The following is a 25,616-nucleotide window of genomic DNA, read 5'->3' on the forward strand; positions in this document are numbered from 1 at the left end:
ATAATTGTAATCGATTTTGTACAACATTTTGCTGTTGACTCAACAATAGAAGTACAAAATATTCAATTAACCTGCTTAACTTTGACACAAAGGTCGAAGTTTTAAGGAACATCAATGAAGTAACTGTGTGTATTTTATTACATAGATGAGAATTTAGATAAATTTTTCTTAAATGACATGAAATTTTTTATAGTTATCCAGGTTTTTGAGCAACTTTTCGAAAGGAATAAACTACTTTAAAAGACCTTATTTTAATAATGTCCTTTCAATAATTTTTTGAAATTCGATTTACATCCAAGAGAGAAGTCAACACTAACAAAAGCGCCGTTACACAAAAATTCACCAGGAAAAATATCGAAAGTCTGAGAAAAAGAAGAAGACTTTAAATGAATTTTTGGTCAAGCTTTTTTTTAAAAAGCTTGAGCCAAAGCCTTTTAAGGGAGAACCTCTCTCAATCTGCGTGACATGTCCAGACCAGCATATCTTGGAAAAATGCTTCTGCACTGGTGCGAAGCCTGTAATGTGCCTGTGCTAGGAAAAAAGTGCGGATGCGGCAAAAGTACAAAAAAAGTTGAGGTCACCCCTCCAGGGGATATCCGCCCGGCTTTTGATTATGATATAAAGCGCATAAATTCGGTTTCTGAAAAACAATTCAATGCTCCCCTTATACCCGACGGACACCTTGTAGTACTAAATAAAGCTCCATATGAAGATCGTATGGACGAAATTATTGTTGACGGGAAAGTGATCGCGTCTCTCAGATTTGAGATAGAGAGCTGTGAATGGGTTCTGCTTCCCAGGCTCGAAGGGGCAAGAAGGCTTTTCCAGGGCAGGGATAGAAAAGCCCTGAAAAAATGGGTTGTTATTGAGCAAGCCGTTGTACCTTTTATTCTGGAAAAGGGTGCAAGTGTTCTGGCACCTGGAGTTCTTGATGCCGATCCCGAAATCAAAAAAGAAGATGAGGTAGTTGTGCTGAACCCTACGGGGGAAGTAATCTGCTGCGGACGGGCTCGAATGTCAGGGAAAGAAATGTGTGAGGAAAAACGCGGGCATGCCGTAAAACCACGCTGGAGCAGGGAGCCAGAGCCACAAAAAACGAAATCTGGAGGGCAGACCTGGGAAGATGCCGTAAAAGCCAACGAAAAAATCCTGGACGGTATGATAGAAAAATCCCACGCCTTCATTAAAAATGTCATAGGGAGCATGAATCTTAAAGTAAGCGTATCCTATTCCGGGGGTAAGGATAGCCTTGCTGTGCTCCAGCTAGTTAGTGAAAGTCTTGATGATTACGAGATTATGTTTGCAGATACAGGACTTGAGTTTCCTGAAACCCTTGATAACGTCAAACAGGTTGTTGAGCACTACGGGAAAAAACTCAGGACCTCAAGTGCAGGAGACGCTTTCTGGGATTCGATAAGTGTTTTTGGTCCTCCTACCATGGATACCCGCTGGTGCTGCAAAATCTGCAAGCTCGGACCAATTACCCGGTTAATTGATGAAAACTACGAAGGCGGATGCCTGAGTTTCATAGGGCAGCGGCAATACGAATCTCACGCCCGTTCAATCAGCAAGAAAATCTGGAAAAATCCCTGGGTAGGAAACCAAGTAGGAGCATCCCCAATACAGGACTGGACAGCCCTTCATGTCTGGCTTTACCTTTTCAGGACAAAAGCCCCCTATAATCCGGCTTATGAGAAAGGATACGATAGAATGGGATGCTGGCTCTGCCCGTCTTCCTCTCTTGCCGACTTCTTCCAGCTCGAAGAAAGCCACCCCGAACTTGCAAAAAAGCTGAACTCCCATCTCCTTGCCTATGCCGAGAAAATGGGACTCTCTTCTGAGTGGGTAAAGTACGGTTTATGGCGCTACAAGCGATATCCTCGGATTCTCCAGGAACTTGCTGAGAAAAAAGGAATTTCTCTTCTTCCCTCCCAGGAGGCCCCAAAAGAACTTCACTTTGAAGTGGCTACAGGATACAGACCCTGCAAGGCAGGAGGAATGTCTGCAGATGGAAGCTTCGGACAGGCAATTGATATGGAAACCCTGAAAGAATGCGGAATGCTTTCCCCTATCGGAAAGGTTTCTTTTATAGAAGGGGCTGCCTCGGTCACTTTCAGAGAATCCCGAGCACAGGTTTTTGCCTCGGGGAATGTTAACGGAAGAAGCGAGAATGAAAAAGAACTAAAAAAGTTTATGAGAATTGTTGAGTTCTCGGTAAGACGGGCTTTACTCTGCCAGGGGTGCGGAATTTGCGTGGGCCATTGTGAGCATAACGCGATTGAGATGAAAGAAAAGAAGGTAAGGATTAAAGAAAACTGCATTCACTGCGGAGCATGTATCGAAGTCTGCCCGCTTGTAAAATTTATTTAAAAGTATTTCGAAAAACCCAACATTTGGATGGTTGTTTATAAAGAGTATATAAGCAATTCATTGAAATCAGAAGTTTATCGAAATTCTCTAGGACTTACGCACTTGAGGATTAAAATCTAAAACAAGCGAGTTTGTGAAACTGGCATACGTTGGATAGTTTGATGTCCTATGCTATTGATTTTTCAGTTCAACCGCGTAAGTCCTATTCTCTATACTTAAAGTCCAACTTTTGTTGGTATATAAAAAGGGCTCTTCGCTATTTCGAGTGGGTAACTTACATTTAGCTCCTAAATGTTGGAGTAGCATATCTAAAATTTAAAAGCACTTATGATTGAAAATCACATTCATGCTTGATGTTTTCATATTTGATCTGAATACTTTCTAACTAAGTAATTATTTTTAACCCATACAAAACAGCTAAGAGCCATAAAAAGTAAGCTTGACGTACTTTGCAATATCGTCAATGCAGAGGAAGTACAGGAATTGGCAAATTGAAGCGTTTTCTCTGCTCTGATAGTTTTTGAAGGAGTACTTGAAGAGAACTCCTTATATACAATACTTTTATTTAGCCACAAGAGCGGCCAATTTTGTAGTATTTAATGTTGCAGCTATCGATAAAGACGAGAGCCTGCCAGAGTTCGTGAAAATAAGAATCGGGTTTTAAGTCAAATTCTAATTTGAAGTTCTCGGGATATTATATCCTGTTTTCGGCAGGTATTTTGTGTTTTTCGGCATAATTTCCTTTGATATCGTTTTTGTCATACATCTAAAATCATGTCCAACACATACAATCCCATGCGCTCCCACCTATGAATCCTAATTTGGGACATATGTCGATCTCATGAACATGTGAGATTATGAAACAGGGTTTTAAAAAAGCCATCAATAATGAGTCTCACATTTTAATGTCGCACCTGCCAGATGCAGGTTATATGTAATAGAGAATAATGATTCTAAATAAATATTCCATATCGATTATATCAAATTGCCACAATAAATTAAGTGTCTATATAAGCAAAAAAACAAGAACGCTTTTTAGTATTTTTTGGGAGCGTTAAAATTTAGCATTGATTACGCTGGCATTTGACAGTAATCAATCAAAACCCCAGAAAATAATAAAAAGTCTCGCGAGATGTGATAAATAAAGGGAGTGCTAATTATGTATTTGGATATTGAAGACCTTAAAAAGAAAGCACCCAATGCGACGACAGTGCAAGACTTTGTAACGTCATTAAAACCAGCCGAACCAACCGTTGTTCTGAGAAATTATAATGAGCCTACCACACCGCCATTTCTTGAAAGCGATGTAAAAGTCTTAGATGTCAGAAAAGAAATTCAGCCCAACCCCAAACTCGGTTTTGGAACAAAACCTAATGTGCCTGGCATTAATGTTTACAACGCCATAAAAAAGGCACTGGGTACCGGAAACTACCTCGTATACATGTCAGATGGCAGTTATACCGGGTACACAATTTATGAACTGTATGAGTACCTTAAGAATTTCGACAGTACGAACCTTCAGGTTTGGATTGCGGAAGTCTTCGATTGCGATGACTTTGCTCAAGTTGTCCAAGGAAATACGAACCTCTTCTTCAAGGGTATTCCGCTTGGAACTTTATGGTATGGAGATAAAGCAGGGAAATGGGGACATGCCGTCAATATCTTCTATAGTTACGAGCAGGATAAGGTATACTTGATTGAGCCTCAAAACGATGTTTTCTACGAATTCGACCAGCAAAACTGGGTTGCCTGGATTGTAATGCTTTAAGAAGAGATTTTTTATTAGTACTGCAGAGAGAATGAATCTCTCTGAGCTCATCCCAAAACCCATTTTTATTCTCAATTATCAGAAATATACAGGATTGGCTTCATAGTTTATAAGCTCGCTTGGCCGCTTAAAATACGAGATCCAAAGAAGCAAATTTTGAGTTTTGGGATAGACTCTATTTCTTTCTTTTTGATTATTTATTATTTTGGTTGAACGTAGATGAAATGTGACGCTTTTTAATATTTAGGACTTACACATAAGAGATACAAAACCAAGCACAATAGACATTGCAGTTAAGTATGTGCTTTAGATAGTTGAAGATTTAATGCTATTGATTATTCAGTTCAACCGCGTAAGTCCTAAAGATTATTAATGTAAAAAAAGGCAGATTAATAATCAAAAAGGCTTTTCTGGCCTATTCTTTTCTGGAGTTCTCCTACCCTGACCCCTACGCGCCTGAACTCAGTCCGGTTTTCCGAAATAAACTCGTTCAGGATTTCGCGAGTCACATCGAGAAGGGTTTCTTTTGAATAGGCTGGGTGGTTTAAGGTACGGCTTTTCGTGTACATTTTAAACTTCGAGTTTATGACCGTAACGGTTACAGTCCTGAAGGAAAGCTCCCTTGAATCGAGTTTTGAAATTACATCTCCTGCCAACCTGTCAAGTAATTGAGAAATAAGATTGATATCAAGGGTATCCTCGGGAAGGGTTGCGATCCTCCCTATCTGTTCAGAGCCATCCCTTTCTTTTAGGGGAGAATTATCGATACCTGATGCAGCTTGTTTAAGCCAGACACCCCGCGTTTTTCCGAAATTAGAGATCAGGTCGAGAACATCGTGTTCAGCAAGATCTTTTATTGTGACTATGCCCATTTCCTGCAGTTTTCCTGCGGTTACGTCCCCTATCCCCCAGAGTTTGGACACTTTAAGAGGCCAGAGAAAGCTCTCGATTTTTTCCGGACTTATAACCGTAATCCCATCGGGTTTCTGGGCAGAAGAAGCCATCTTCGCAATAAGCTTATTTGGGCCTATCCCCACCGAACAGGTCAGCTTCTCTTTATCCTTAATTTCATTCTTAATCTGGATTCCAATCTCAAAGGCAAGGTTAAAATCTCCACCTGTTTTTACGGTAATTTCCAGGAAGGCTTCGTCTATGCTTATCTGTTCAAATGCCTCCCCTGTTTCCCTAGCATCCGCATAACTCCTGAGAATTTCCATAACCCGATCCGAGACCGAAGTATAGAAATCCTTTCGGACAGGTAGAAAAACAGCTTCAGAGTTCAGTTTCTTTGCCTTCGAACAAGACATTCCTGCCCTGATCCCGGATTCCCGCGCGATATAATTGCAGGTACTTACAGCTCCACTGAGCTCACTTCTTCCGGACAGCATGCAGACCACAACGGCTTTTCCCTGAAGCTCAGGGTTTTCCCGCTCTTCAATGGCTGCAAAAAAATAGTCCATATCCACATGGAGAACAACACGCTGCATTGCAGTAAAAGAGAGTGGGAAGATTTGTATAATTATCTCTCATAATTTCAGAAGCAGAAAAGTACAAACCATAACACATAAGAAAGATAACTTCGTTAGTTGTAACACTGTTTTTAAAAAAGTTAGTTTTCAGCAGCAGACACGATTTTCATACAGGACGTTTTCAGTATGAGCACTCCGAATTCCCCATATAACTCCGAGGAAACAGCAACTTTCCCGCAAGAAACAACAGGCAAAAAGAGCCAGAAATCCGAAACAGGTTCTGAGTCGGGTCAGGTACCCAGAAGAAGCTGTGTTCCTGTACTGGAAGTGAGAGATCTCTGCCATAGATATCCTCATCTTGATTCAAATGCCCTGGATAAAATCAACCTCAAAGTGTTCAAAGGGGAGAGAGTTGCAGTTCTTGGGGCCAATGGAGCAGGAAAATCGACTTTATTCAAGCACCTTAACGGAATCCTGCGCCCTCTTTCAGGAGAAATTCTAATAAAGGGGGAAAAAATAACTAAAAAGAATGTCCGGGCATGCAGGGAAACCGTAGGGATCGTCTTCCAGGACCCTGATGACCAGGTGCTTGCTCCGAGTGTTGAAGAAGATATCGCTTTCGGGCCGATTAATATGGGTTTAGCCAGAAGTGAGGTTAAAACGAGAGTCAAAGAAGCACTTGAGATGGTCGGACTAACAGGCTTTGAGGAAAGAGCCCCACACCATCTGAGCGGAGGGCAGAAGAAACTTGTGGCAATTGCAGGCATCCTTGCAATGCGCCCTGAGGTTATAGTCCTTGATGAGCCCACAGCCGGCCTCGATCCCCTCAGTTCGGCTCGTGTGCTTGAGCTAATTATGAAGATGAACAGGGAACTTGGAATCACCCTGCTCCTTTCTACCCATGATGTGGATGTTGTTCCTTATTTTGCGGAAAGAGTTTTTGTTCTCCATCACGGAAGACTCGAAGCCTATGGGAGCCCAGACGAGATTTTCAGCGATCCCGAACTCCTCAGGAAAGCTCACCTCAGACTTCCGAGAGTGGCTGAAGTATTCGAAATGCTCCAGCAAAAAGGACTCGATGTAAACATACAAATAACAGCCGAAGCAGCCAGAGATGAAATACTGCGGCTCGTAAGCGTGGGACAACCAAAGGCTAGGATTGAGTGAAATCCGGAAAGAGTCTCAGAGGAGAAGTTTTAATGGTAACGCTTACGGATATCGAACGAGAATCATATAAAAACAGTCCAATACACAGGCTTGATCCTCGGATAAAGTTACTTTTTATACTTGTAATAATAATTTATGTAGTTAGTCTGCCCCGGATTCATGAAAAAAATATTGTCCGCCTTTTTGCCATAGAAATTTACTTGCTGCTACTGGTGCTTGTTGCAGGACTTGACCTAAGATACTTTTTCCTTCGAATTCTTGCGATTTTACCATTCGGGCTTGCAATTGCCCTTATCCAGCCATTCCTCAGACCTTCCTTTATGGAAACTTATACTCCATACCCTCTTGACCTGCCTTTCGGGCTCAGTATAACTTATGAAGGACTTGCCTTTGGGAGTACACTGCTTGCGAAATTTCTGGTATGCATAACAGCTGTCGTCCTGTTTTCTTCAACGACACGGCTCAGAGATATGGTTGCAGCCGCAGATAGAATAGGCATCCCAAAAGAATTCACCCTGCTTTTGAGCATGATGGTGCGCTACCTCTTCCTTTTCTGGGCCGTTCTGAAAAGGATAAGGATCGCACAGCAAACAAGACTCTTTGATATATGGAGCAAAGATGCGCCAAGAAGATGGGTCATCGAGCAGGTGGGAAATAGCATTAGCTCAATCTTCATACGTTCCTACGAGCAGGGAGAGAGGACCTATATAAGCATGCTCTGCAGAGGCTATGGAAGCGGGCATGAAAAAGCGTATTACAGAACAAAAATCCAAACCCAGGATATCTTTTTTCTACTCCTGAGTGCAGGCTGCATCCTGTATATCCAACTTTATGTCTGAAAGGACTGCTTCCACGCTTTATTAACTCTTCAAATTGTTATTAACAGGCTTACAGATGACAGAGAGAAGAGAAGAGAAGATATGAAGATGTCTTGGGATTTAGGTTATCTAGATAAGAAGAACTTATTCTAAGGTTTTCTGTCCCGAGGCCAGAAAAATTGAGTTATTCCCAAGGACTCTTTGTAGGAATGATTGCCTGCTTTTTTTAAATTCCTGTACCTCCAGAAGAGAATTGACTGAGGTATTTACAAGTCCAGTTTCTGAAAAGAGAAGGGAGGCATTCTCAGGACTTATTTTCTCATAGAGAGGCAGAGAGCTCCGGATTGGTCCGTAATAATCCTTGAAGACCGAATTGTGCTGGTTCTTTTTTAAAAACTTATCTGCCCACTCAGAAATCATTCTATTAACGCGTCTGCCTGGTCTGGGATCAAACCAGTCTCCATCTATGGCAAAAACCATCCCTCCGGGTTTAAGGACTCGCTTCCATTCCGTAACAGCGCAGGAAGGCTTCTGAAGAGTCCACAGCAGGAACTTATTCGTGACCAGATCGAAAGAACTATCCTCAAAAGGTAGGTTTTCCGCATCTCCATGAAAAAAGTCAATTTTAAGTCCCATATTGTCTGCATTATGCTTCGCTTTCTTGAGTATATTGGTTGAGAGATCTATACCTGTTACTTTATGCCCCATCTCAGCAAAGAGAAGGGCGAGAAACCCAGCGCCTGTACCCACATCCAGTATGTTTAAACGCTCACTCAAAGAAAAGGAATTTTCAAATATTTGTTTCCAGACAGCACGTTCCTCTTCATCAAAGCCATTTATCCCGTTTGTATATGTGGAAGATCTGATATTCCAATAACTTGCAATAACTTTCTTGCAGTCTATAAAAATACCCCACGCAATTATAATATAGAGGCCTTTGACTACCCTTCTTTTAAATAAATTTTTTCTGATTTTTACAGTTAAAGATTTGGAAGGCTTCAACCTGCATCCATTTTCAGTGGGTTTAGGAACCCCTTCAATTTCCAGAGTTAGAGTATTAGATACTTTTTTGGAAATGTTGAAAATTTGATATCGATTTAAAGCCAACTTTAGAAATTTTCATAATTTGGTTCTATTGGTTGTTTCATCCTTCAGTGCTAGATTCTTTATGACAAACAGTTTTTGACTTCAGGCGTCGAATCTTCAGGCATTTTACGCGTGTATTTTTCAATCTAATAACCGGTGTTCTCGCAATTTCCTCAGACATATTTTACTCCTTTCTGGCCAGACAGGATTTTCCCAACTTTAGTTAAGATAAATTAATTTCTATCTTTTATTAATCTGCATACTAGTTAATAAATTTATTCATAAAAATAACACCAAAACGGAATTTAATGGCATCAAGTCAGGTAAAAAGTTGTTCAAAAGAAAATAAGAATTCCAATAAATCTGAGTCCAATAGAGCTGCAGAAGGTTAGTTTGAAAATTAAAAACTTTAAGCTCCTCTATTCTCGAAAATCAGAGGATTCTAAAAGAACTAAGGCAATTTGAGTTACTTTGTACTTCGGGAGATAAGTAACACTAATTTTTGATTTTATGGGACAAAGTATTTATTATATAAGATATTTCAATACAAAGTATTACTAAATTTAAATTTAGTAATACAACCGAACTCTCGATTGTGGGGGAAACAGGGGCAAGAGGGGCAGATTCACGATGCAGAGAATAAGAACAAAAAAGGTTTCGCCAAAGGAAAAAAATACCTTACTGGTAAATGAAGAATGGAACAAATTATTCCCTACATCTTCACAAGCCCCTCCTATTGCTCAATACTTTTCTCCTTTTACTTATCCTGTTTCTTATCCCGCTCCTGATTGCTCGTTTTTTTCTCCAGGGTTTCTCTACCTTGATCTGAACATTTACCGGGAATCCGTGATAAAAGCTCTTATCAAAGAACAAAGTGAGGATCTGTATCGGCTAATCGAAAGGGTCAACTTTGACGGAAAATATTATCGGGTAAAATGCTTGCGTTTCGGAGAATGGAAACACTGTTGGGATCTAGCGGTTCGAGTGCAATTTTTTGGAATGATGCAGGGGTTAGCCTTCAAGCCGATAAAGATCGTTTCCAGGGAAAGCAGGAAAATAATATACAGATCCCTTGTCCTGGTAAATCCATATGAATTGTGGGAAAGGAGACTGGTCGAAAGGTTATGGAATCTTCAGGATAGGATTGAATTTTTGATAGCAAAAATCCTCTTTCACGAGTGCATCCATATCCTTATCTTCCTTGGAAAAACTCTACCCTCAGGTTTTGAGCAGACGAACGTTTTCCTTGAGTTCAGAGAATTGCTTAAGTTTGCAAATTCAGAGAAACTGTGTCCTGAAAGTCGTAGCGTCCAGTCCCACCTCCGAAATCTGACTGATCTTAGCCCAAACATTTTAGAAAGTTCCGAACAAAAGCTGGACAAGGCTACTGAACTTTACGAATTCCTTATCCACGAAAAATACAGCATCAAAAAAACTGATCTGGCTTTCGGCCTTCCCTGCAGCAACAGAAAAATTTCCTTGAATTATGTGAAACTAGCAGCTTTGAAAATTGGCCCCTGTATGGAGTTTAATAAAAAAATCTGGAAGAAAGAACTTAACAGGTTGCAGAAAGATCTGGAAAAACTGTATGACAGAATTGATGGTAACGAAAGCTCTGAGAGTGGGATAAATTGAAAATTTCTTTGAAAGGCTTGAACATCAGCGCTTGAAAAATGTCAGAAAAAAGGACGACGAAACGTGAGAAATGTGAGTGAAAATTATACAACAATATAGTTCCGAATAAAAGATAAAGGTTTACTAATAAAAATTGAGGGGAATGCATGGCCAGAGTTATGATCGTGGACGATGCCGAATTTATGCGAATGGTAATCAAAGACACTCTCTTAAAGCACGGGCATGAGGTGGTTGCTGAAGTGGGTGATGGAGAAGAGGCAATTCAGACATATCTAGAAATAAAGCCCGATATCGTGTTAATGGATATTATTATGCCAGAGATGGATGGAAAAGAGGTATTGCAAAAACTTCTTGCTGTGGATCCTGAAGCAAAAGTAGTAATGTGCTCCTCGCTTGGGCAGCAGGCCCTCATAACCGAATCAATAAAGATAGGCGCCATGGGTTTTATAGTAAAGCCTTTTAAACCGGATGGAATGCTGGATGTAATAAGAAAAATCTTGGAGCCGAATTAGTTTATCTAACTCAAAATAGTTACTTGATTGAAATAACAGACCAGAGCCTGAAGCTCAAAGCTACTTTAATATTTATTTAAGTTTGATCGATTTGATTCTTTCACGCCGCGTTGATTATACTTGATTCTTTCACTAATATGCGTAAAATCAGAATATTCCATCCCAATGTTTAATTAAAGTTTGATTAATTCAGATAATAAACGCTATGTAAAAATCCTCAATTTAACCTGGAATTTGAACCTTTGCACCAGCCCCTGCCTGCTTTGTTACCACAGGCAGGGGAAAAAGGAGTTCAGGTGACTTAGGCGAATTAGGAGGTAATTTAGTTTTGTGTCTGTTCGCCAGAGACCCTTTATCGATATTACCAATGGGTATTTAAGATTTTTGGTTATTTTTTTATTACGAATTATTAATTTTTGAGAAGATATTCTTACATAATTGGGACGTTAATTTTTTGGAGAATTTACCATCTCGTAGTGACAAAATTGAAAGCGAGATAAGTAGGTATGCAGTCAAAAAATGATGTGAAAAGAGATTCGACTTAATGGAAGATATGATGGTACTTAATTTGACTAAAAAATAAAAATACAGATACTGGAGAAGGTTCCAATAAAAAAATTGTCGAAAAAAGTAATACCAAAACGTATATATGTAATACTAGACAATGTGATATTATCAAAAGAATTCTTTGAAAACGGTTACCTGAAACATTGTAAGAGATATAAAGAAATTAAGATTATTCCTGAAAAAGAATTTTCGGGCTTCATATTAAGTAGATCTGTACCTCATTTAAGGAATGTTATTCAACATAAAAAGAATTCCTGTTTGAATTAATAGGAAATAAGAGAACGGGGTAAAAAGAGGGAAATATGAAATGCATATACCTGATTCGTTCATACCGCTTGACCAGGCAATAATCTACTGGGTTATTGCTCTTCCGTTTATTATAATGTCAATGAAATGGGCAAAAAACGAGCTTGATGAGATGAAAGTACCGATTCTTGCCGCCCTTGCAGCAGGAATCTTTGCAATTCAGGCCATGAATATCCCCATAGGGATGGGAACAAGCGGGCATATGGTAGGAGCAGCCCTTGTTGCCATAGTCTTCGGAAGCCCGTGGGCTGGGGTTCTTGTGCTTACGTTAGTCCTGCTTGTGCAGGGATTCGCCTTCGGTGATGGGGGAGTTACTACCATGGGAGCGAATATTCTGAATATGGGTGTTATCTCCGGGTTTGTCGGATATTATACCTATGCTGCCCTTCGTAAGAGCATAGGTACAAGTATTGCAGCCTTCGGAGGCGCCTGGCTCGGACTCTTTATTTCGGCAATAGTCTGTGCAGTTGAGATGTGGATTGCAGGTACTTTCCCACTAGTTTCCGGCTTGGCTGCCATGGGTACATATCATCTGATAATTGGTTTTATCGGCGAAGGTCTGATTACTTCAGTTGTAATAACAGCAATTGCAAGATCCCGTCCCGACCTCCTTGAGGATGATTTCACTGCCAGACCAGAGAAGCATAAGGAGGCCCATGCATGAGCGGAAAATCAAACATAAAATTCTTATACGTCGGAATTGTGATTGCACTTCTGCTTTCGATTCTAGCTCCTTTCCTTGCATCCCCCGACCCAGACGGACTGGAAAGTGCTGCTGCAGGCGTAATTGAGGAATCAAAAATGTCCAAACTGGAAGAAAGTGATCCTGTAGTAGGTTCTCCAATGCCTGACTATTCAATCGAAGGACTGGGAAAGAGTGGAGAAGTAGTAGCTATAGCTGTTGGAACACTTGCAGTACTGATAATCAGTTTAGGGCTGGGCAAAGTATTCAACAAAAAAGCCTGAACATAAAGCCTATTTCTCCCCCCTTAAAACCATTTTTCTTCCAAAAAGTAAAAAGCAGAAACGACTTGCATACTTTTGGAAAAACATCTCAGTTACTGCCAATAAATATAAGACTAGAAGGGCATAAGTCCTTCACAATACAGATTTTGCACTTTGGTCTCCTTGCCTGGCAGACCTTCCTTCCATGATAAATCAGGGTCATAGAAATTGAATCAAGGTCTTCCTTTCGAGCAAGTGAAATAAGATCCTTTTCAATTTTATCAGGATCGGAGTTCTTAGTAAGTCCCAGCCTTCTTGAAACCCTCATTACATGAGTATCCACAGCAATTCCCTCTATTATCCCAAATGCTCTGGCAAGGACTATATTAGCCGTCTTCCTCCCGACACCTGGCAAACTGATCAGCTCTTCCATAGTTTTTGGAACTTCTCCATTGTATTTCTCAGCAATCATCTGCGCAGCAGCTTTGATGTTCTTTGCCTTGGCTTTGTAAAAACCTGTAGAATATAAATCATTCTCAAGTTCCCGGAGATCTGCACTAGCATAGTCTTCTGCGGTCCTGTACTTTTTGAACAGTTTTTCAGTCACTCTATTAATCTGGATATCGGTCGACTGGGCTGAAAGAACAGTCGCCACAAGCAACTCAAGAGGATTGCTGTAATTAAGAGAGGGCTTCACATCAGGATACTCTTTCTTTAGAAGAGCCCAGATCTTGTCGAAATTGTGCGTATTGTCTGGGATGTTGTATTCAGAAACAAAATCCTGTGTGTCAAGTTTTTTTGGCTTTCTTTCAGGCATGATAACTCCATGTTTGAGTTGTTGTTTCCCGGTTTTATCGGGAAATAGCTTGAGGAAATATATTCTCTTTTTAAGGTACCTGAGAAGTTTGAGTTCTGCATCTTTCTCCAGGTTACAGCATATAAGGAATATCCGAACATGTAGTAGGATACGAGAAAACCAGTTTTTTTATATCCGATGCCTTAAGCCCAAGCCGCATTATTGCAGCGAAGATGTTGATAGCTTCTCCGGCATTAGGCCCCAAAATATGCGCTCCCATTATGCGGTCGTTTGTTTCATCGATAATTATTTTTGAAGCCGCAAACTCGATTCCTGCTCTCCGGGTAGTGCTCCAGTTGCTTCTGTCCTGGTAAATTACTCTATACTTTCTATACTTATCACTATCTCTAGCCACACTGACTCCTACAGAAGCCAGAACAGGAATTGTAAAGACCGCACTTGGAATGCCTGTATAGTCTGCCTCAACACTATCTTCCTCAAGGACATTGATTGCAGCAACTTCTCCCTGAAGGGTTGCTACAGGAGTTAGCTGTACACCCTCCAATGCACAGTCCCCACCCGCGTAGATCCGAGGGTTTGAGGTTTTCATGTGCTTATCAACCACAATAGCTCCCTTTTCAGTTTTAACCCCGGCATTTTCAAGACGTAAATCCTCTGTATCTGCTACACGACCTGCTCCATGTACTACCATATCCGCACGGAAACTCTGAGTTTCAGATTCAGTTCCGGATTTAGATTTAACCCTTACAAGAAAACCATTGTCTTCTTTTTCTACAGAAATCACCGGTTTATTTGTGAGGATCTTTATTCCTGCGGCTTCGGATGCTTTCACAAGCATATTTACCATATCAGAATCAAAAGCTCCCAAAACCCTTTCACTCCGTTGCAGGATTAGTACTTCAGCTCCAGTCCTCCGCACAACATGTGCGAACTCTATGGATATATAACCTCCTCCAATGAAAATGATTCTTCCAGGAAGCTTTCTGGTTTCCATTAATTCCTCACTTGTGGTGACATACTCTTCACCGGGAATATTGAGTTTTCTGGGTTTTGCACCTGTAGCAAGGAAAATATACTCTCCTTTAAGTTTGTCCGCTCCGACAACGACTGTGTTTTGATTTTCGAAATACGCCCTCCCATGATAGGTATCAATTCCCATATCAACCAGGAGTTTCTCTGCTTTGCTGGAATATCCTTCCGTAAATGTCTTTTTAAACTCGATCAGTGAAGTCCAGTCGAGCTTTAAAGGAGTGTTTATCTCTACACCTTTTCCTATTAGCCGGTTGTTTGAGTCAATGACCTCAGTAAGATCAGTGAGCACCTCTTTCGGATCACATCCCCTTAGAGGACAGGTGCCTCCATATTCCCTTGAGTCAACAATAGCGATTCTTAATCCAGAATGTGCAACTTTACCCGCAAAGGTTCTGCCCGCAGTACCAGTCCCGATAACTATAATATCATAATTCCTTTCCATTGAACTCCCCCACCCTACGAGAATACTTTTTGAAATAAAGCAACAAGACATTTTAAATGCTATATTATATGCAATTTATCCATTTTAGTCTCAAAGAATAAGTATTTCACCTGAATCTTGACTCCAGAGAAATAAGTATTTCACCTGATATTTTCCCAAAAGAAGCAAATAACAGTATACATTTCAAGATTTATGCAAAAAGAGTACCAAAAACTTAAAGAACTATATTCCCAGAAGAGTTCCTGCATCACCTTGATGGAAATACTGTATTTGTAGAACTGAAGTCCAGTTTTTCAGGAAAAAGTCTTCTTTTTAATATAATAATAGGTAGACCATAAGTTTTATAGCTAATAATTTTTAAAGCAAGTATATTGGTGATTTTTTGGTAAAAAGGGCACTGCTCAGCGTCTCAGACAAGACAGGAATTGCAGAATTCGCACGCGGGCTTGAATTACTTGGCGTGAAGATTATTTCAACAGGCGGAACAGCGAAAATTCTTCGCGACGCCGGCGTAGAAGTTACCGATGTCTCGGAAGTTACGGGCTTTCCGGAAATGATGGGAGGAAGGGTCAAAACTCTCCACCCAAGAATTCACGGCGGACTCTTATGCCTGCGAGAGAGCAAGGAACAGATGGCTGAGGCTGAAAGAGAAGACATCTCGCTTATTGACATGGTGGCTGTAAACCTCTATCCTTTTGAGGTAACGATCTCAAAGGAAGGTGTGGAACTCGAAGAAGCCATTGAGAACATAGATATCGGAGGCCCAACCCTTCTTCGTTCGGCAGCTAAAAACTATCGTTCTGTTACAGTTCTCTCCGATCCATCAGACTACGGGCGTGTCCTCAAAGAACTTCGTTCAAGCGGGGTAGTTTCAGAGGCAACCCGGGCTGCCCTTGCAGTTAAAGCTTTCAGGCATACTGCGGATTATGATGCAGCCATTGACACCTACATGAGCAGAACCCTGCTCGGAGAAAACGTGCTTCGCATGAACTTTACCGACGGCATAAAACTCCGCTATGGAGAAAACTGGCACCAGAAAGCCTATTTTTATAAAGATTCCACAATAGAAGGCCCTACTCTGGCAAAAGCCGTCCAACTGCACGGAAAAGAACTTTCATATAACAACTATGTGGATGCCGACAATGCCCTTCAGACGGTAAAAGAACTCGGAAATGCTTCTCCTGCCGTGGCAATTGTAAAACACAATAATCCATGCGGACTTGCAACCGGAAGCACACTCCTGCAGGCTCTTCAGGCTGCCTGGGATGGAGACCCTATTTCAGCTTACGGAAGCATAATATGCACTAATGAAATTTTTGACCTTGAAGCTGCGACTTTTCTGAACGGAAAGTTTGTAGAAATTATTCTTGCTCCTGACTTCAAACCTGATGCCCTTGAATACCTGAAAAACAAAAGTGAGAACCTTAGACTCCTTAGATTGCCGGATCTCAAAGAAGCTTTCGGAACAGACTATACATATAAGTATGTAATCGGAGGCATGCTCAAGCAAAGTCGAGATATCGGTCTCTACGAAAAATGGAAGTCAGTTACTGACATTCCCTATCCTGAAGAAAAGCGTTCTCTTTCGGAATTCTGTATTAAAGCCTGTAAGGCAACCAAATCCAATTCAGTTATTCTTGCTCATGAATACGAGCCAGGATTCTTCATGGTACTTGCTATGGGAGCAGGACAGCCAAATAGGGTCGACTCGATTCGCAAACTGGCAGCCACAAAAGCTGTTGAAAATCTAAAGATAATTTATGAAAGGGAACACCCTGCAACTTCTTTTGAAGATTATTGCCAGAAAATTATGTCAGAGTGTGTAATGGCTTCAGATGCCTTTTTCCCCTTTGATGATAGTATAATTTATGCCGCAGAAAATAATATCCGTTACATAGTCTCTCCAGGGGGATCAATTCGAGATGGCGAAGTTATTGCTGCTGCAAATCGACTAGGAGTGGCCATGATTTTTACAGGTATGCGTCACTTCCTTCATTAAGAACCATTTTCAGGTATTGATAAATAACAATTGAATTACCCCTGAGTCATTGGCTCAGGGGTTTCTTGAGCTATTTTTGATTAATTGTCAAATCAGGTCACGAAATTAAAATTAACTGTCTATCTACAGATATAAATGCTAATATTAATGAGTGGGAATGTGTAAAAACCAGGATACACATCAAATTTATTTATTATTATATGAATACATTTACCCTTTGATTCGTAAGTACTTTTTTAAATTAATCATTGTATTTTTAAGTATAAATATTAAGTTTTTTTTAATTGTCGACTTTATCCAATTTCTCGGAGATAAATACTGAGTTTATATTAATAAAATAATCTGATACTATTGACATATGTATTTTCTTTTGATATTAAGAAAAATTATTCAAGAAGATAATTTGCATTTTCGGTAGAATGATACGTATATTTTGAAATAGGAGAGAAAAATTAGCAGAAATAAGTACACTTTCGAAAAAGATAATATATATTGAATTCGTATAGCATTCTAGCAATGTTATATCATCTGGATATAATTACTTCTCTAAATAAATCTAAAAAATAAGAAGAATTAGAACTTAAATTTTAGCTATTGTGCATCAAAATCAAAGGATACGTTTACAGACATTAAACCTCGATTAACTTCATAAACATACGGAAAAATAATGGGTTGATAGAAGTGAAATCTAGCGGACTCTTAAGCATTCTTACCTTTTCTGAAAAAAGGAAGGATATTCTGTTTTTACTTCAGGAGAATCCAAGAACTCTTTCCGAAATTAAAGATTATTTTGATGTAAGGTCACCTGAAATCCTGCCTCGCCTTAAAGAAATGGAAGATGCAAATTTGATAATCAGACAAGAGGGAATGTATCGGTTGACACCCCTCGGAAAAGTTTCAGCCATATATTACAAGCCCTTACTAGATACCCTCACAGCTATAGAAACAAACGAAATCTTCTGGAGAGACCATGACCTTTCTGCAATTCCTGAGGCATTATTAAATAGAATTCAGGAGCTTAAAGAGTGCAGAGTCGTAAGGGATGAACAGGAGCATATTTACGACACACATAAGGCATTTATGCAATATGTTCAATCTTCTGCTCACTTCGTGGGGTTTTCATCCATTTTTCTTCCAAACCATCCCCTAATGTTTCTGGAATTAGCCCGCAGGAATATTCCGATTTCCATCATTGTTACACCCAATGTGTTTTTTAAAATAAAAAGTGAGTACAGTGCTGAGATTGAGGAATTCCTTAAACTCAAGCAAACGAGTCTCCACGTATACGACAACGCAAAAATAGCCTTTGTGGTAACAGACCGTTTCCTATCTCTTTCACTCTTTTTCAAAAATGGAACCTATGATCCTCGAAATGACCTTATAGGTTTGGATTCGTCCTCAATCAAGTGGGGGGAGGATCTTTTTAAGAATTATAGAGAAAACTCAATTGAAATAAAGAATCTGTAAAGCCCGTTGAAGAATTTCTTTTATAAATCTTAAGATTATACCGAGAAATGAGAATTCAGAGATTTGGGTTTTTCCCGATAAATTTTTGGGGAATTAAACCGTTTTCTCTGAGTATTTTTCCTGCATTATTGCCTTCGCACTTCAGCACAATTTCTTTCTAAGTATACATTTATGCCAGGAAAGCACATGCAATTGCTCTCAACCCGATAATTGAGGTTGATTCTCCATCCACAAGAATTGTTCTTTCGAGCTTCCGGAAAGGAGGCTCATCACCATTATATCTGGTATAATTCTGGATGCAGACCAGCCCACATATAAAACTATAAAGAATGATTAAAGGTTCAAAAGCTAAGATTCCGTTAATTAGAGCAATACCAAGAATCAGGTGGGAGAACAGGTGCAGTCCTAGAAGGAAATTACGTGTATTTCGTTCTCCAAGGCTCACAGGAAGAGTTTTGAGACCTGCGAGAGTATCTCCTTTAATATCTTTGAAGTCATAGATAGCAGAATTGATAAAGAGCTTAACTCCAAAGAAAGTGAAAACTAAAAATATAGGGAGCATGCTTCTGCAGGTGTTGCCTGCTAGCCCTGAAATGAAGGCTCCCCAGGTTAGACCTACAACAAAGTTTTTAACTCCAAGTCCACCTTTGAGTTTCAAAGCGAATTTTCCGATTTTAATCCCTTTACTATAAAGGAAACCGGTTATCAAAGGTAAGAATGCAAGTGCAAGCATTCCTCCTTTTGCCAGTACATAGCTACCTATCACGAAGGTAAGCATAGAGGCTGCAAGCCCTATTTCCTTTCTTGATCCATTTAATTCTTTCCTATTTACAATATCCTCTTCAGAGCCAAGAGCTCTATCAAGTGTATATACACTGTAAATTACTAATCCTCCCGCAATGCAGGTGAATAAATTCGAATGAATTTGAAGCAGAAGGAAAGCAATATGGATTCGTAGTGCGCCTGAAAACGCAACTAACACGGAACTTTTTAAGAGTTCTAGTGTAGCATTCTTTCTCCCAAATTTTGGGGCATTCTTTCGTCTGTACCTGAGAAAACGTTCAAAACTTCCGAAAAATACATTGGAGCTCATAAAAATAATATTGGAGCACTTTTAAATATTATTTACTCAGTATAAGATTTTATAATGTATATAAGATATGAGGAGTTGTCTATGTATTAAAGAAATGAACGAATACTAGCTGATTAAACTAACAACTTTTCCGAGAGGAAATCATGTTTCAGTCATACATAAAAAGTTGTTGGCATATATAATAGGGATAATCTTAATATATACAGATATTAAAAAATAAATATTAATATTCTTTGTTATTTATCGTTTTTTGAAAATGATTATTCACTTAGACAGTTTTTTGGCCAAGGTGAAAATAATGATTTTGAATGTAATGTTAATAACAAATATTTTCCAATCTTATATACAATAGTTAGGTAGTTAGAAACGTAATATAAGTTTACTAATGAAAAAATGAAGAGGCAAATTATAAAATAAAGATCAGATCCTAAGGAAAAAGGACAAATTTATGGAAAATTTGTGAAGTAAAGTAAATAAAAGATTTTCAGGAAGGTCTTTGTAAGCAAAAAAGATTAAAAAAATGGGGACAATAAAGCCCAAAAAATTACAAATATCACAAAGAAAACGTTATTACAAAGGAACCATTTTCTTTCCATACGCCTCGTTTAGTACCTGACCAAGAGCTGTATATATCGCGGCAAGTCCTGTAAAGATTCCCTCATAGCCAGCTATCGTAAGGATTCCGGTACTGCCCAGATAGTTTCCTGCTGCAAGCAAGAAGAACAGAACTGCAAGAGCTAGGAAAACAACGGAAAGAGCCTTTGAGCCTTTGAGCGTAGCTATAAACATGAAAGTGGTGAAAACTCCCCACATGAAAAGGTATGCAGCGAAAGCGACTGAACTTGTAGCCAGCCCTGCATAGTCTGGAGACTTAGGAATCAGAATATTCCCTACCAAGGAGAGCCAGAAAAACCCGAATGAAGTGAAGGCCGTAGCTCCGAAAGTATTTCCCTTCTTCCATTCTTCGATTCCGGCAATGACCTGAGCTAACCCACCGTAAAAGATACCCATCGAAAGGATCATCGCGTTCATCGGAAAGAAGCCCGCATTGTGTATATTCAAAAGCACGGTCGTCATCCCGAAGCCCATCAAACCCAGAGGAGCAGGGTTTGCGGATAAATCCGTTATTTTTATATCACGAATGCTCATTACATCTTTAATATTTTGACTCATAAAATTAAATCCTCCTTCCCGTTATCCGGAAATTTAGCCTGAACTTCCAATAAGAATTACATCAAGATAATCAATCTTTTTTAGAGTCCATTTTTCACATTTCGGGAATATGTAATTGTTAATACTTATAATTAAGGACAGTTAATATATTTTCAATACACTATAAATATATAATATAAAATTTTTACACAGGCTATTAAGAATTTTCATAATAAGCTATTTATGAACAGGTGTGGAATTTGCTTCATATGACTCAGGCAAAAAGACCTCTTATGCTCGTTATTCTTGATGGCTGGGGCTACAGAGAAGCAAGAGAAGGAAACGCTATCCTTGCAGCCAGAACTCCAAACCTTGACCACCTTAAGGAAGAATATCCCTGGTGTTTCTTAGAAGCCTCAGGGGAAGCTGTTGGCCTTCCGGAAGGCCAGATGGGAAACTCCGAAGTCGGGCACCTGAATATAGGAGCAGGGCGAATTGTGTACCAGGACCTAACTCGAATAAATCTCTCTATAAGGAAAGGAGACTTCTTCAAGAATCCGGCATTTTTGAGTGCGATTTCAAACGCCAAAGCCAATAATTCAAGCCTTCATCTCATGGGACTTGTCTCCTACGGAGGCGTTCACAGCTATATGACCCACATTTATGCTCTTATCAAGCTTGCACAGCAGGGAGGGTTGAAAAAAGTTTATATACATGCTTTTCTGGACGGCAGAGATGTACCTCCTAAAGCCGCACTCAAAGACATAAAGGAGCTTGATGCTTTTTGTAAGGAGAATGGGAGTGCTAAGATCGCAACCGTCTCAGGGCGTTATTACGCAATGGATAGAGATAAACGCTGGGATAGAACAAAACTTGCCTATGATGCCCTAACTATGGGAGTTGCGCCTTATAAAGCTCCTGATGCGGAGACTGCAGTTTCTGAAGCCTATGAAAGGGGAGAAACTGATGAGTTCGTAAAACCGACTGTGATCACGGATTCAGAAGGAAAGCCTGAGGCAGTTATACGGGATAATGATTCTGTAATCTTCTTCAATTTCAGGCCAGATAGGGCGCGGCAGCTTACCTGGGCTTTTGTTGATGAAGACTTTAAGTACTTCCACAGAGAAAAAAACCCGAAAGTTTACTATGTGTGTATGACCCAGTACGATGAAACCCTGGATTTGCCTATCGCTTACCCTCCCGAAGAGCTGGAGAATGTACTTGGAGAAGTCCTGAGCAAGCAGGGACTGACCCAGCTTAGGATTGCCGAAACTGAAAAATATGCCCATGTGACCTTTTTCCTGAACGGAGGGCAGGAAAAATGTTATGAAGGAGAAGACCGCTGCCTCATCCCATCACCAAAGATTGCTACCTATGATCTTAAACCCGAAATGAGTGCATATGAGGTTACGGATGAAGTGATAAGGAGAATCCGATCGGGAAAGTATGATGTGATTATCCTTAATTTTGCAAACATGGATATGGTTGGACACACCGGAGATTTTAAAGCCGCAGTAGAGGCGGTTGAGGCAGTAGATACCTACGTGGGAAGAATTCAAGAGGCTCTGAAAGAAGTAGGAGGTGTAGCAATCATAACTGCGGATCACGGGAACGCCGAACAAATGGAAAACCCGCTAACTGGAGAACCGCATACCGCACATACTTCAAATCCGGTAAAATGCATTTATGCAGGAAACGATGAAGTTAAAGCACTTAAGAATGGAAAACTATGCGATCTTGTGCCAACTCTTCTGGAAATCCTCAATATCCAGAAGCCTGAAGAGATGACAGGAGAATCATTGATTATAAAACAATAATTAAAGAAGGAAAAAGCGATCTGAAATTTCAGAAACCCTGATATTTCCTTATCTAATAATTTTTTCTGTTCCTACTCTTTTTATATTTAACTTTTTATATATATACCATGTTTATATAATTTAGTAAAAGATAATTTTAAAAAGATTAAATACCAGCAGCTACAATAAAAAGAGCACAGGATTTAGGAAGTCATAAAGCTTTAAGTGTAGTTTCGGAGTTTAACAGGAATGATCAAAATAACCACTCCTTGCCGAATTCATATGACTCTTATTGATATGAATGCGGAAATCGGAAGAGTCGATGGAGGAGCAGGACTAACCCTTTCCTCTCCCAATATAAAAATTACGGCTGAAGAAGCCGATGGAGTCAGTATCGAAGGTCTGCAGGATTTTGCCGATCGGATGAAAAAAGCTGCGGAGTCCCTGCTTCCTGAAGGGAAAGGGATAAGGATCAACGTACAAGAAGTGTACCCAGCTCATGTAGGTTTCGGATCAGGAACTCAATCCTCCCTGGCTGCGGCAGCAGCTGTCAATGAACTATATGGGCTTGGAAAAAGCGTTAGAGAACTTGCACTTGCAGTAAAAAGAGGAGGAACTTCGGGTATAGGAGTAACTGCTTTTGAGAAAGGCGGATTTATAGTTGATGGAGGACACCGATTCAAAGATAAAGGTGGTTTTATGCCATCAGCTGCCTGCCAGGTACCCCCAGGGCCAGTGCTCTTCAGAGAGGATTTTCCTCAATGGGATATGGTAGTAGCAATCCCCAATGAAAAAGGGATGCATGACCAGGATGAAGTGGAGACCTTCAAGAAATTCTGCCCCCTCCCTGTAGAAGAAGTCAGGGAAATTTCCCATGTCGTGCTCATGCAGATGATGCCTGCTGTAATTGAAGAAGATATAGTGAGTTTCGGAGCCGCAGTAAACCATGTCCAGACTGTTGGTTTTAACAAAAGGGAGAGCCTTATCTGGCCCCAGTTTGTGAAAAATATTGCTTCTTTCTTGCGCAGCCGGAGCTACGGAGCCGGTGTAAGTTCCTTTGGCCCTGTAGTATATTCTTTTGTAGATAATAAATCCGAAGGTAGGGAGCTTCAGTCGGAGGTCCAGAAAATGCTTGACGACTCCGTTGGCGGGGCTGTCATACTTACCAAGGCAAGAAACCACGGTGTAGAGATATCCCGAGTTTGAAAGCCTTGCATATTCAGTGAGAACGAAAAGGAAAATTGTTGTGTTCATGCTCGGGCAACCTGTGAAATGATTCTCCGGCTGATCCGAGTGGGCCACATACGACTACGTTTGAAAGATAGCTCAAGTCGTGAATCATTCTATGCCATACCTCACAGCAATTGCATGCCCTTCTTCAACTAAGAGCAACGGGTCTACTGCAATATTTACTTCCACACATAGCCTGTGTTCCAGCCAGCGAACCCTTACTTCAGTTACATCCTACCTTTTCTATTTTATTGACTATAGACGTATTTCGTCGGCAATATCTGGCTCTACGCCGTCAAGCATATGGAGAAATACTGATTTTCTGGCACTCGATACTATTCTGAGAATTACACTTGTAATAGGAAGCCAGAGTAGAGGATTCGCATGTGGATAACCCAACCAGATTCCAAGTGACCCGAAAAAGCAAGACTTGTAAATCCGCCTGCCTGAACATGACAACCATCAGCCACAAGAGCTGCACTTCCTATTTCCTTTCTACTTTAATTCGGAACTTTGCACAACCAGCTCTTTTCCCATAAACCCGACAATAGAAGCTGCAATTACACCTTCAAGAAACTCCAAAGGCTGTGGGAAGAAAAACCTGGAAATCGATTCATATGCCGCAACAGCCGGACTAAAAAGAATTAAAAATACGATTATTAAGCCTTCAATATCTTCTGCTCTGCCGTAACCGTAAGTGAAGCGCTTATTCGGCTTTTTCCGAAAAAGAAAAAAAGCGAAACCCAGAGGAACTGCGGTTGCGGCGTCTCCGAAATTATGGACGTAATAAAGGAAAAATTTGAGAAAGAAGAATTTTGAACCTAAATTCTTAAAACCATTGGTCAAGAGTCTTCTGTCTGGCTCCTGAAGCGGCTTTAAGGCGTTCTGCTGCTTTTCCCACCCTGTCAACCGAGAAGTCGTGACTTTCGCAGAGGAATTCGAGAAGTTTCTCAGAGTCAGGTTTACCCCATTTTATATCATAGTCGCCCGTTACTTCAGGATGGAGGAAAATATCTCTTATCCGGTCCACAGCTTCGATCTCGACCTTTTTTTCACGGAGTACGGCGTAAATATCCCCATGCTTTTTAATTAGTTTGAGGGCTGTTTTAGGGCCTACTTTTTCCAGACCTTTGTTATAATCCGTGCCCACACAGATCGCGATATCTATGAGCTGCTCCCTAGTTATTTCTAAAGCTTCGAGAGTCTCATCTAGCTCGATTTTTTCGGGTTCGACATCAACGTAAATACTCTTTCCCGGAAGCTTGCGTTTTCCTGTTATAGCCAGGTTTCTGACAACAATTGGAGCCCCAAAAAGAAAAGAATCGTAATCCTGCGAAGCAACGCAGTTAGCATCTTTTTTGAGAACCATGTGTGCAGCCTGGGCTTCACCTTCACAGGGGGCCTGAACAAAGGGAATTCCCATAATGCCGAGAAGATATTTAGAATCTTCAACAATTTCCTGGTTTACCTTCGAAGAAGCCTGAGCATACTTATAAGCTGATTCAAGATCACCTACAGCTTTTGCATTCTCCCATTTTTCTCGAGAGGATTCCCTTATTTCTTTCCTTCGTTCCAAGGTTTCGGACTTGAGATCAGGAGGCTTGCCGTCAAAAACAAAAAGAGGCTTGACACCGGCTTCTACAAGGCTCGCTGTCCTATAGAGCAGGCCTGAGAGATGGGAGGTCACTCCCCCTGCGGAATCGACCAGAGGACTTCCATCCCGCTGGCGAATAATGCTCAAAAACTGGTGCAGCGTGTTAAACGCATCAATTGCAACTACCTGATTTGTAAGATCCGAAAGTTCAACTTTTCTTTTCTGGAGCAAGTCTCCTATATCTGTACCCATATTTTCCCTCGAGTATCTGAAATTTTCCAGAAAGCCTCAGCGCGTTCATTGCCTTCCTTCTCTTTTATTATTTTCCTTTTTAGTCTTTTGTAGATTAAA

Annotated in this window: 21 protein-coding genes; 13 read left to right on the plus strand and 8 right to left on the minus strand. The window is 40.3% G+C overall.

Annotated features, from left to right (window positions below):
* The first annotated feature begins 465 nt into the window (after positions 1–465).
* A complete protein-coding gene (locus tag BP549_RS09640) occupies positions 466–2,370 on the plus strand; it encodes a phosphoadenosine phosphosulfate reductase family protein (protein ID WP_292380178.1) in 1,905 nt (634 codons plus the stop codon).
* A gap of 1,159 nt (positions 2,371–3,529) precedes the next feature.
* A complete protein-coding gene (locus tag BP549_RS09645) occupies positions 3,530–4,138 on the plus strand; it encodes a hypothetical protein (RefSeq protein ID WP_292380181.1) in 609 nt (202 codons plus the stop codon).
* Between the two features lie 389 nt (positions 4,139–4,527).
* Here BP549_RS09645 and dinB read toward each other — a convergent pair whose 3' ends face one another.
* The gene (dinB, locus tag BP549_RS09650) at positions 4,528–5,625 is read right to left on the minus strand and encodes a DNA polymerase IV (RefSeq protein ID WP_292380182.1); all 1,098 of its coding nucleotides are present in this window, start codon (positions 5,623–5,625) and stop codon (positions 4,528–4,530) included.
* A 168-nt stretch (positions 5,626–5,793) separates the two neighbouring features.
* Here dinB and BP549_RS09655 point away from each other — a divergent pair, with 168 nt between their 5' ends.
* Both BP549_RS09655 and cbiQ read left to right on the plus strand, forming a co-directional pair.
* Positions 5,794–6,774 (plus strand): ATP-binding cassette domain-containing protein, encoded by a 981-nt coding sequence (locus BP549_RS09655; protein ID WP_292380186.1) that lies wholly within the window; start codon positions 5,794–5,796, stop codon positions 6,772–6,774.
* A gap of 32 nt (positions 6,775–6,806) precedes the next feature.
* Complete coding sequence (gene cbiQ, locus BP549_RS09660; protein ID WP_292380188.1) at positions 6,807–7,613, plus strand: cobalt ECF transporter T component CbiQ; 807 nt, start codon at positions 6,807–6,809, stop codon at positions 7,611–7,613.
* A gap of 123 nt (positions 7,614–7,736) precedes the next feature.
* Here the strand turns inward: cbiQ and BP549_RS09665 are convergent, their stop codons facing one another.
* Positions 7,737–8,699 (minus strand): class I SAM-dependent methyltransferase, encoded by a 963-nt coding sequence (locus BP549_RS09665; RefSeq protein WP_292380191.1) that lies wholly within the window; start codon positions 8,697–8,699, stop codon positions 7,737–7,739.
* Between the two features lie 609 nt (positions 8,700–9,308).
* On the opposite strand from BP549_RS09665, the gene BP549_RS09670 reads away from it, so the two are divergent.
* The 4 genes from BP549_RS09670 (at position 9,309) to BP549_RS09685 (ending at position 12,664) form a co-directional block, all read left to right on the plus strand.
* Entirely contained in the window at positions 9,309–10,313 is a 1,005-nt protein-coding gene (locus BP549_RS09670) for a hypothetical protein (protein ID WP_292380194.1), read from the plus strand.
* 146 nt (positions 10,314–10,459) lie between these two features.
* Positions 10,460–10,825, plus strand: a complete 366-nt coding sequence (locus tag BP549_RS09675; protein WP_292380196.1) for a response regulator — start codon at positions 10,460–10,462, stop codon at positions 10,823–10,825.
* A gap of 874 nt (positions 10,826–11,699) precedes the next feature.
* Positions 11,700–12,362, plus strand: coding sequence for a cobalt transporter CbiM (cbiM, locus tag BP549_RS09680; protein ID WP_292380198.1), 663 nt, complete (start codon positions 11,700–11,702; stop codon positions 12,360–12,362).
* Positions 12,359–12,664 (plus strand): PDGLE domain-containing protein, encoded by a 306-nt coding sequence (locus BP549_RS09685; protein ID WP_292380201.1) that lies wholly within the window; start codon positions 12,359–12,361, stop codon positions 12,662–12,664. Before cbiM ends, BP549_RS09685 begins: the two co-directional genes overlap by 4 nt.
* Before the next feature lie 88 nt (positions 12,665–12,752).
* Here the strand turns inward: BP549_RS09685 and nth are convergent, their stop codons facing one another.
* Together nth and BP549_RS09695 are read right to left on the minus strand one after the other, a co-directional pair.
* Complete coding sequence (nth, locus tag BP549_RS09690; RefSeq protein ID WP_292372138.1) at positions 12,753–13,460, minus strand: endonuclease III; 708 nt, start codon at positions 13,458–13,460, stop codon at positions 12,753–12,755.
* A 112-nt stretch (positions 13,461–13,572) separates the two neighbouring features.
* Positions 13,573–14,934 (minus strand): dihydrolipoyl dehydrogenase family protein, encoded by a 1,362-nt coding sequence (locus BP549_RS09695; protein WP_292372140.1) that lies wholly within the window; start codon positions 14,932–14,934, stop codon positions 13,573–13,575.
* Between the two features lie 382 nt (positions 14,935–15,316).
* On the opposite strand from BP549_RS09695, the gene purH reads away from it, so the two are divergent.
* Positions 15,317–16,933 (plus strand): bifunctional phosphoribosylaminoimidazolecarboxamide formyltransferase/IMP cyclohydrolase, encoded by a 1,617-nt coding sequence (purH, locus tag BP549_RS09700; protein ID WP_292380203.1) that lies wholly within the window; start codon positions 15,317–15,319, stop codon positions 16,931–16,933.
* 681 nt (positions 16,934–17,614) lie between these two features.
* The gene (locus BP549_RS09705; protein WP_292380205.1) at positions 17,615–18,400 is read left to right on the plus strand and encodes a helix-turn-helix transcriptional regulator; all 786 of its coding nucleotides are present in this window, start codon (positions 17,615–17,617) and stop codon (positions 18,398–18,400) included.
* A gap of 169 nt (positions 18,401–18,569) precedes the next feature.
* Here the strand turns inward: BP549_RS09705 and BP549_RS09710 are convergent, their stop codons facing one another.
* Positions 18,570–19,493 (minus strand): UbiA family prenyltransferase, encoded by a 924-nt coding sequence (locus BP549_RS09710; RefSeq protein WP_292380208.1) that lies wholly within the window; start codon positions 19,491–19,493, stop codon positions 18,570–18,572.
* A 570-nt stretch (positions 19,494–20,063) separates the two neighbouring features.
* Positions 20,064–20,666, minus strand: coding sequence for an acetate uptake transporter (locus tag BP549_RS09715; RefSeq protein ID WP_292372148.1), 603 nt, complete (start codon positions 20,664–20,666; stop codon positions 20,064–20,066).
* 248 nt (positions 20,667–20,914) lie between these two features.
* Here BP549_RS09715 and gpmI point away from each other — a divergent pair, with 248 nt between their 5' ends.
* The 3 genes from gpmI (at position 20,915) to BP549_RS09730 (ending at position 24,065) form a co-directional block, all read left to right on the plus strand.
* Positions 20,915–22,462 (plus strand): 2,3-bisphosphoglycerate-independent phosphoglycerate mutase, encoded by a 1,548-nt coding sequence (gene gpmI, locus BP549_RS09720; protein ID WP_292380789.1) that lies wholly within the window; start codon positions 20,915–20,917, stop codon positions 22,460–22,462.
* A gap of 228 nt (positions 22,463–22,690) precedes the next feature.
* Positions 22,691–23,647, plus strand: coding sequence for a beta-ribofuranosylaminobenzene 5'-phosphate synthase (locus BP549_RS09725; protein WP_292380211.1), 957 nt, complete (start codon positions 22,691–22,693; stop codon positions 23,645–23,647).
* Between the two features lie 139 nt (positions 23,648–23,786).
* The gene (locus BP549_RS09730; RefSeq protein ID WP_292380214.1) at positions 23,787–24,065 is read left to right on the plus strand and encodes a hypothetical protein; all 279 of its coding nucleotides are present in this window, start codon (positions 23,787–23,789) and stop codon (positions 24,063–24,065) included.
* 101 nt (positions 24,066–24,166) lie between these two features.
* Here the strand turns inward: BP549_RS09730 and BP549_RS09735 are convergent, their stop codons facing one another.
* Both BP549_RS09735 and fen read right to left on the minus strand, forming a co-directional pair.
* Positions 24,167–24,517, minus strand: a complete 351-nt coding sequence (locus BP549_RS09735) for a cation transporter (protein WP_292380216.1) — start codon at positions 24,515–24,517, stop codon at positions 24,167–24,169.
* Entirely contained in the window at positions 24,501–25,517 is a 1,017-nt protein-coding gene (fen, locus tag BP549_RS09740; protein ID WP_292380219.1) for a flap endonuclease-1, read from the minus strand. Before fen ends, BP549_RS09735 begins: the two co-directional genes overlap by 17 nt.
* Positions 25,518–25,616 lie beyond the last annotated feature (99 nt).

The organism is Methanosarcina sp. UBA289, assembly GCA_002496565.1.
Classification (GTDB): Archaea; Halobacteriota; Methanosarcinia; order Methanosarcinales; family Methanosarcinaceae; genus Methanosarcina.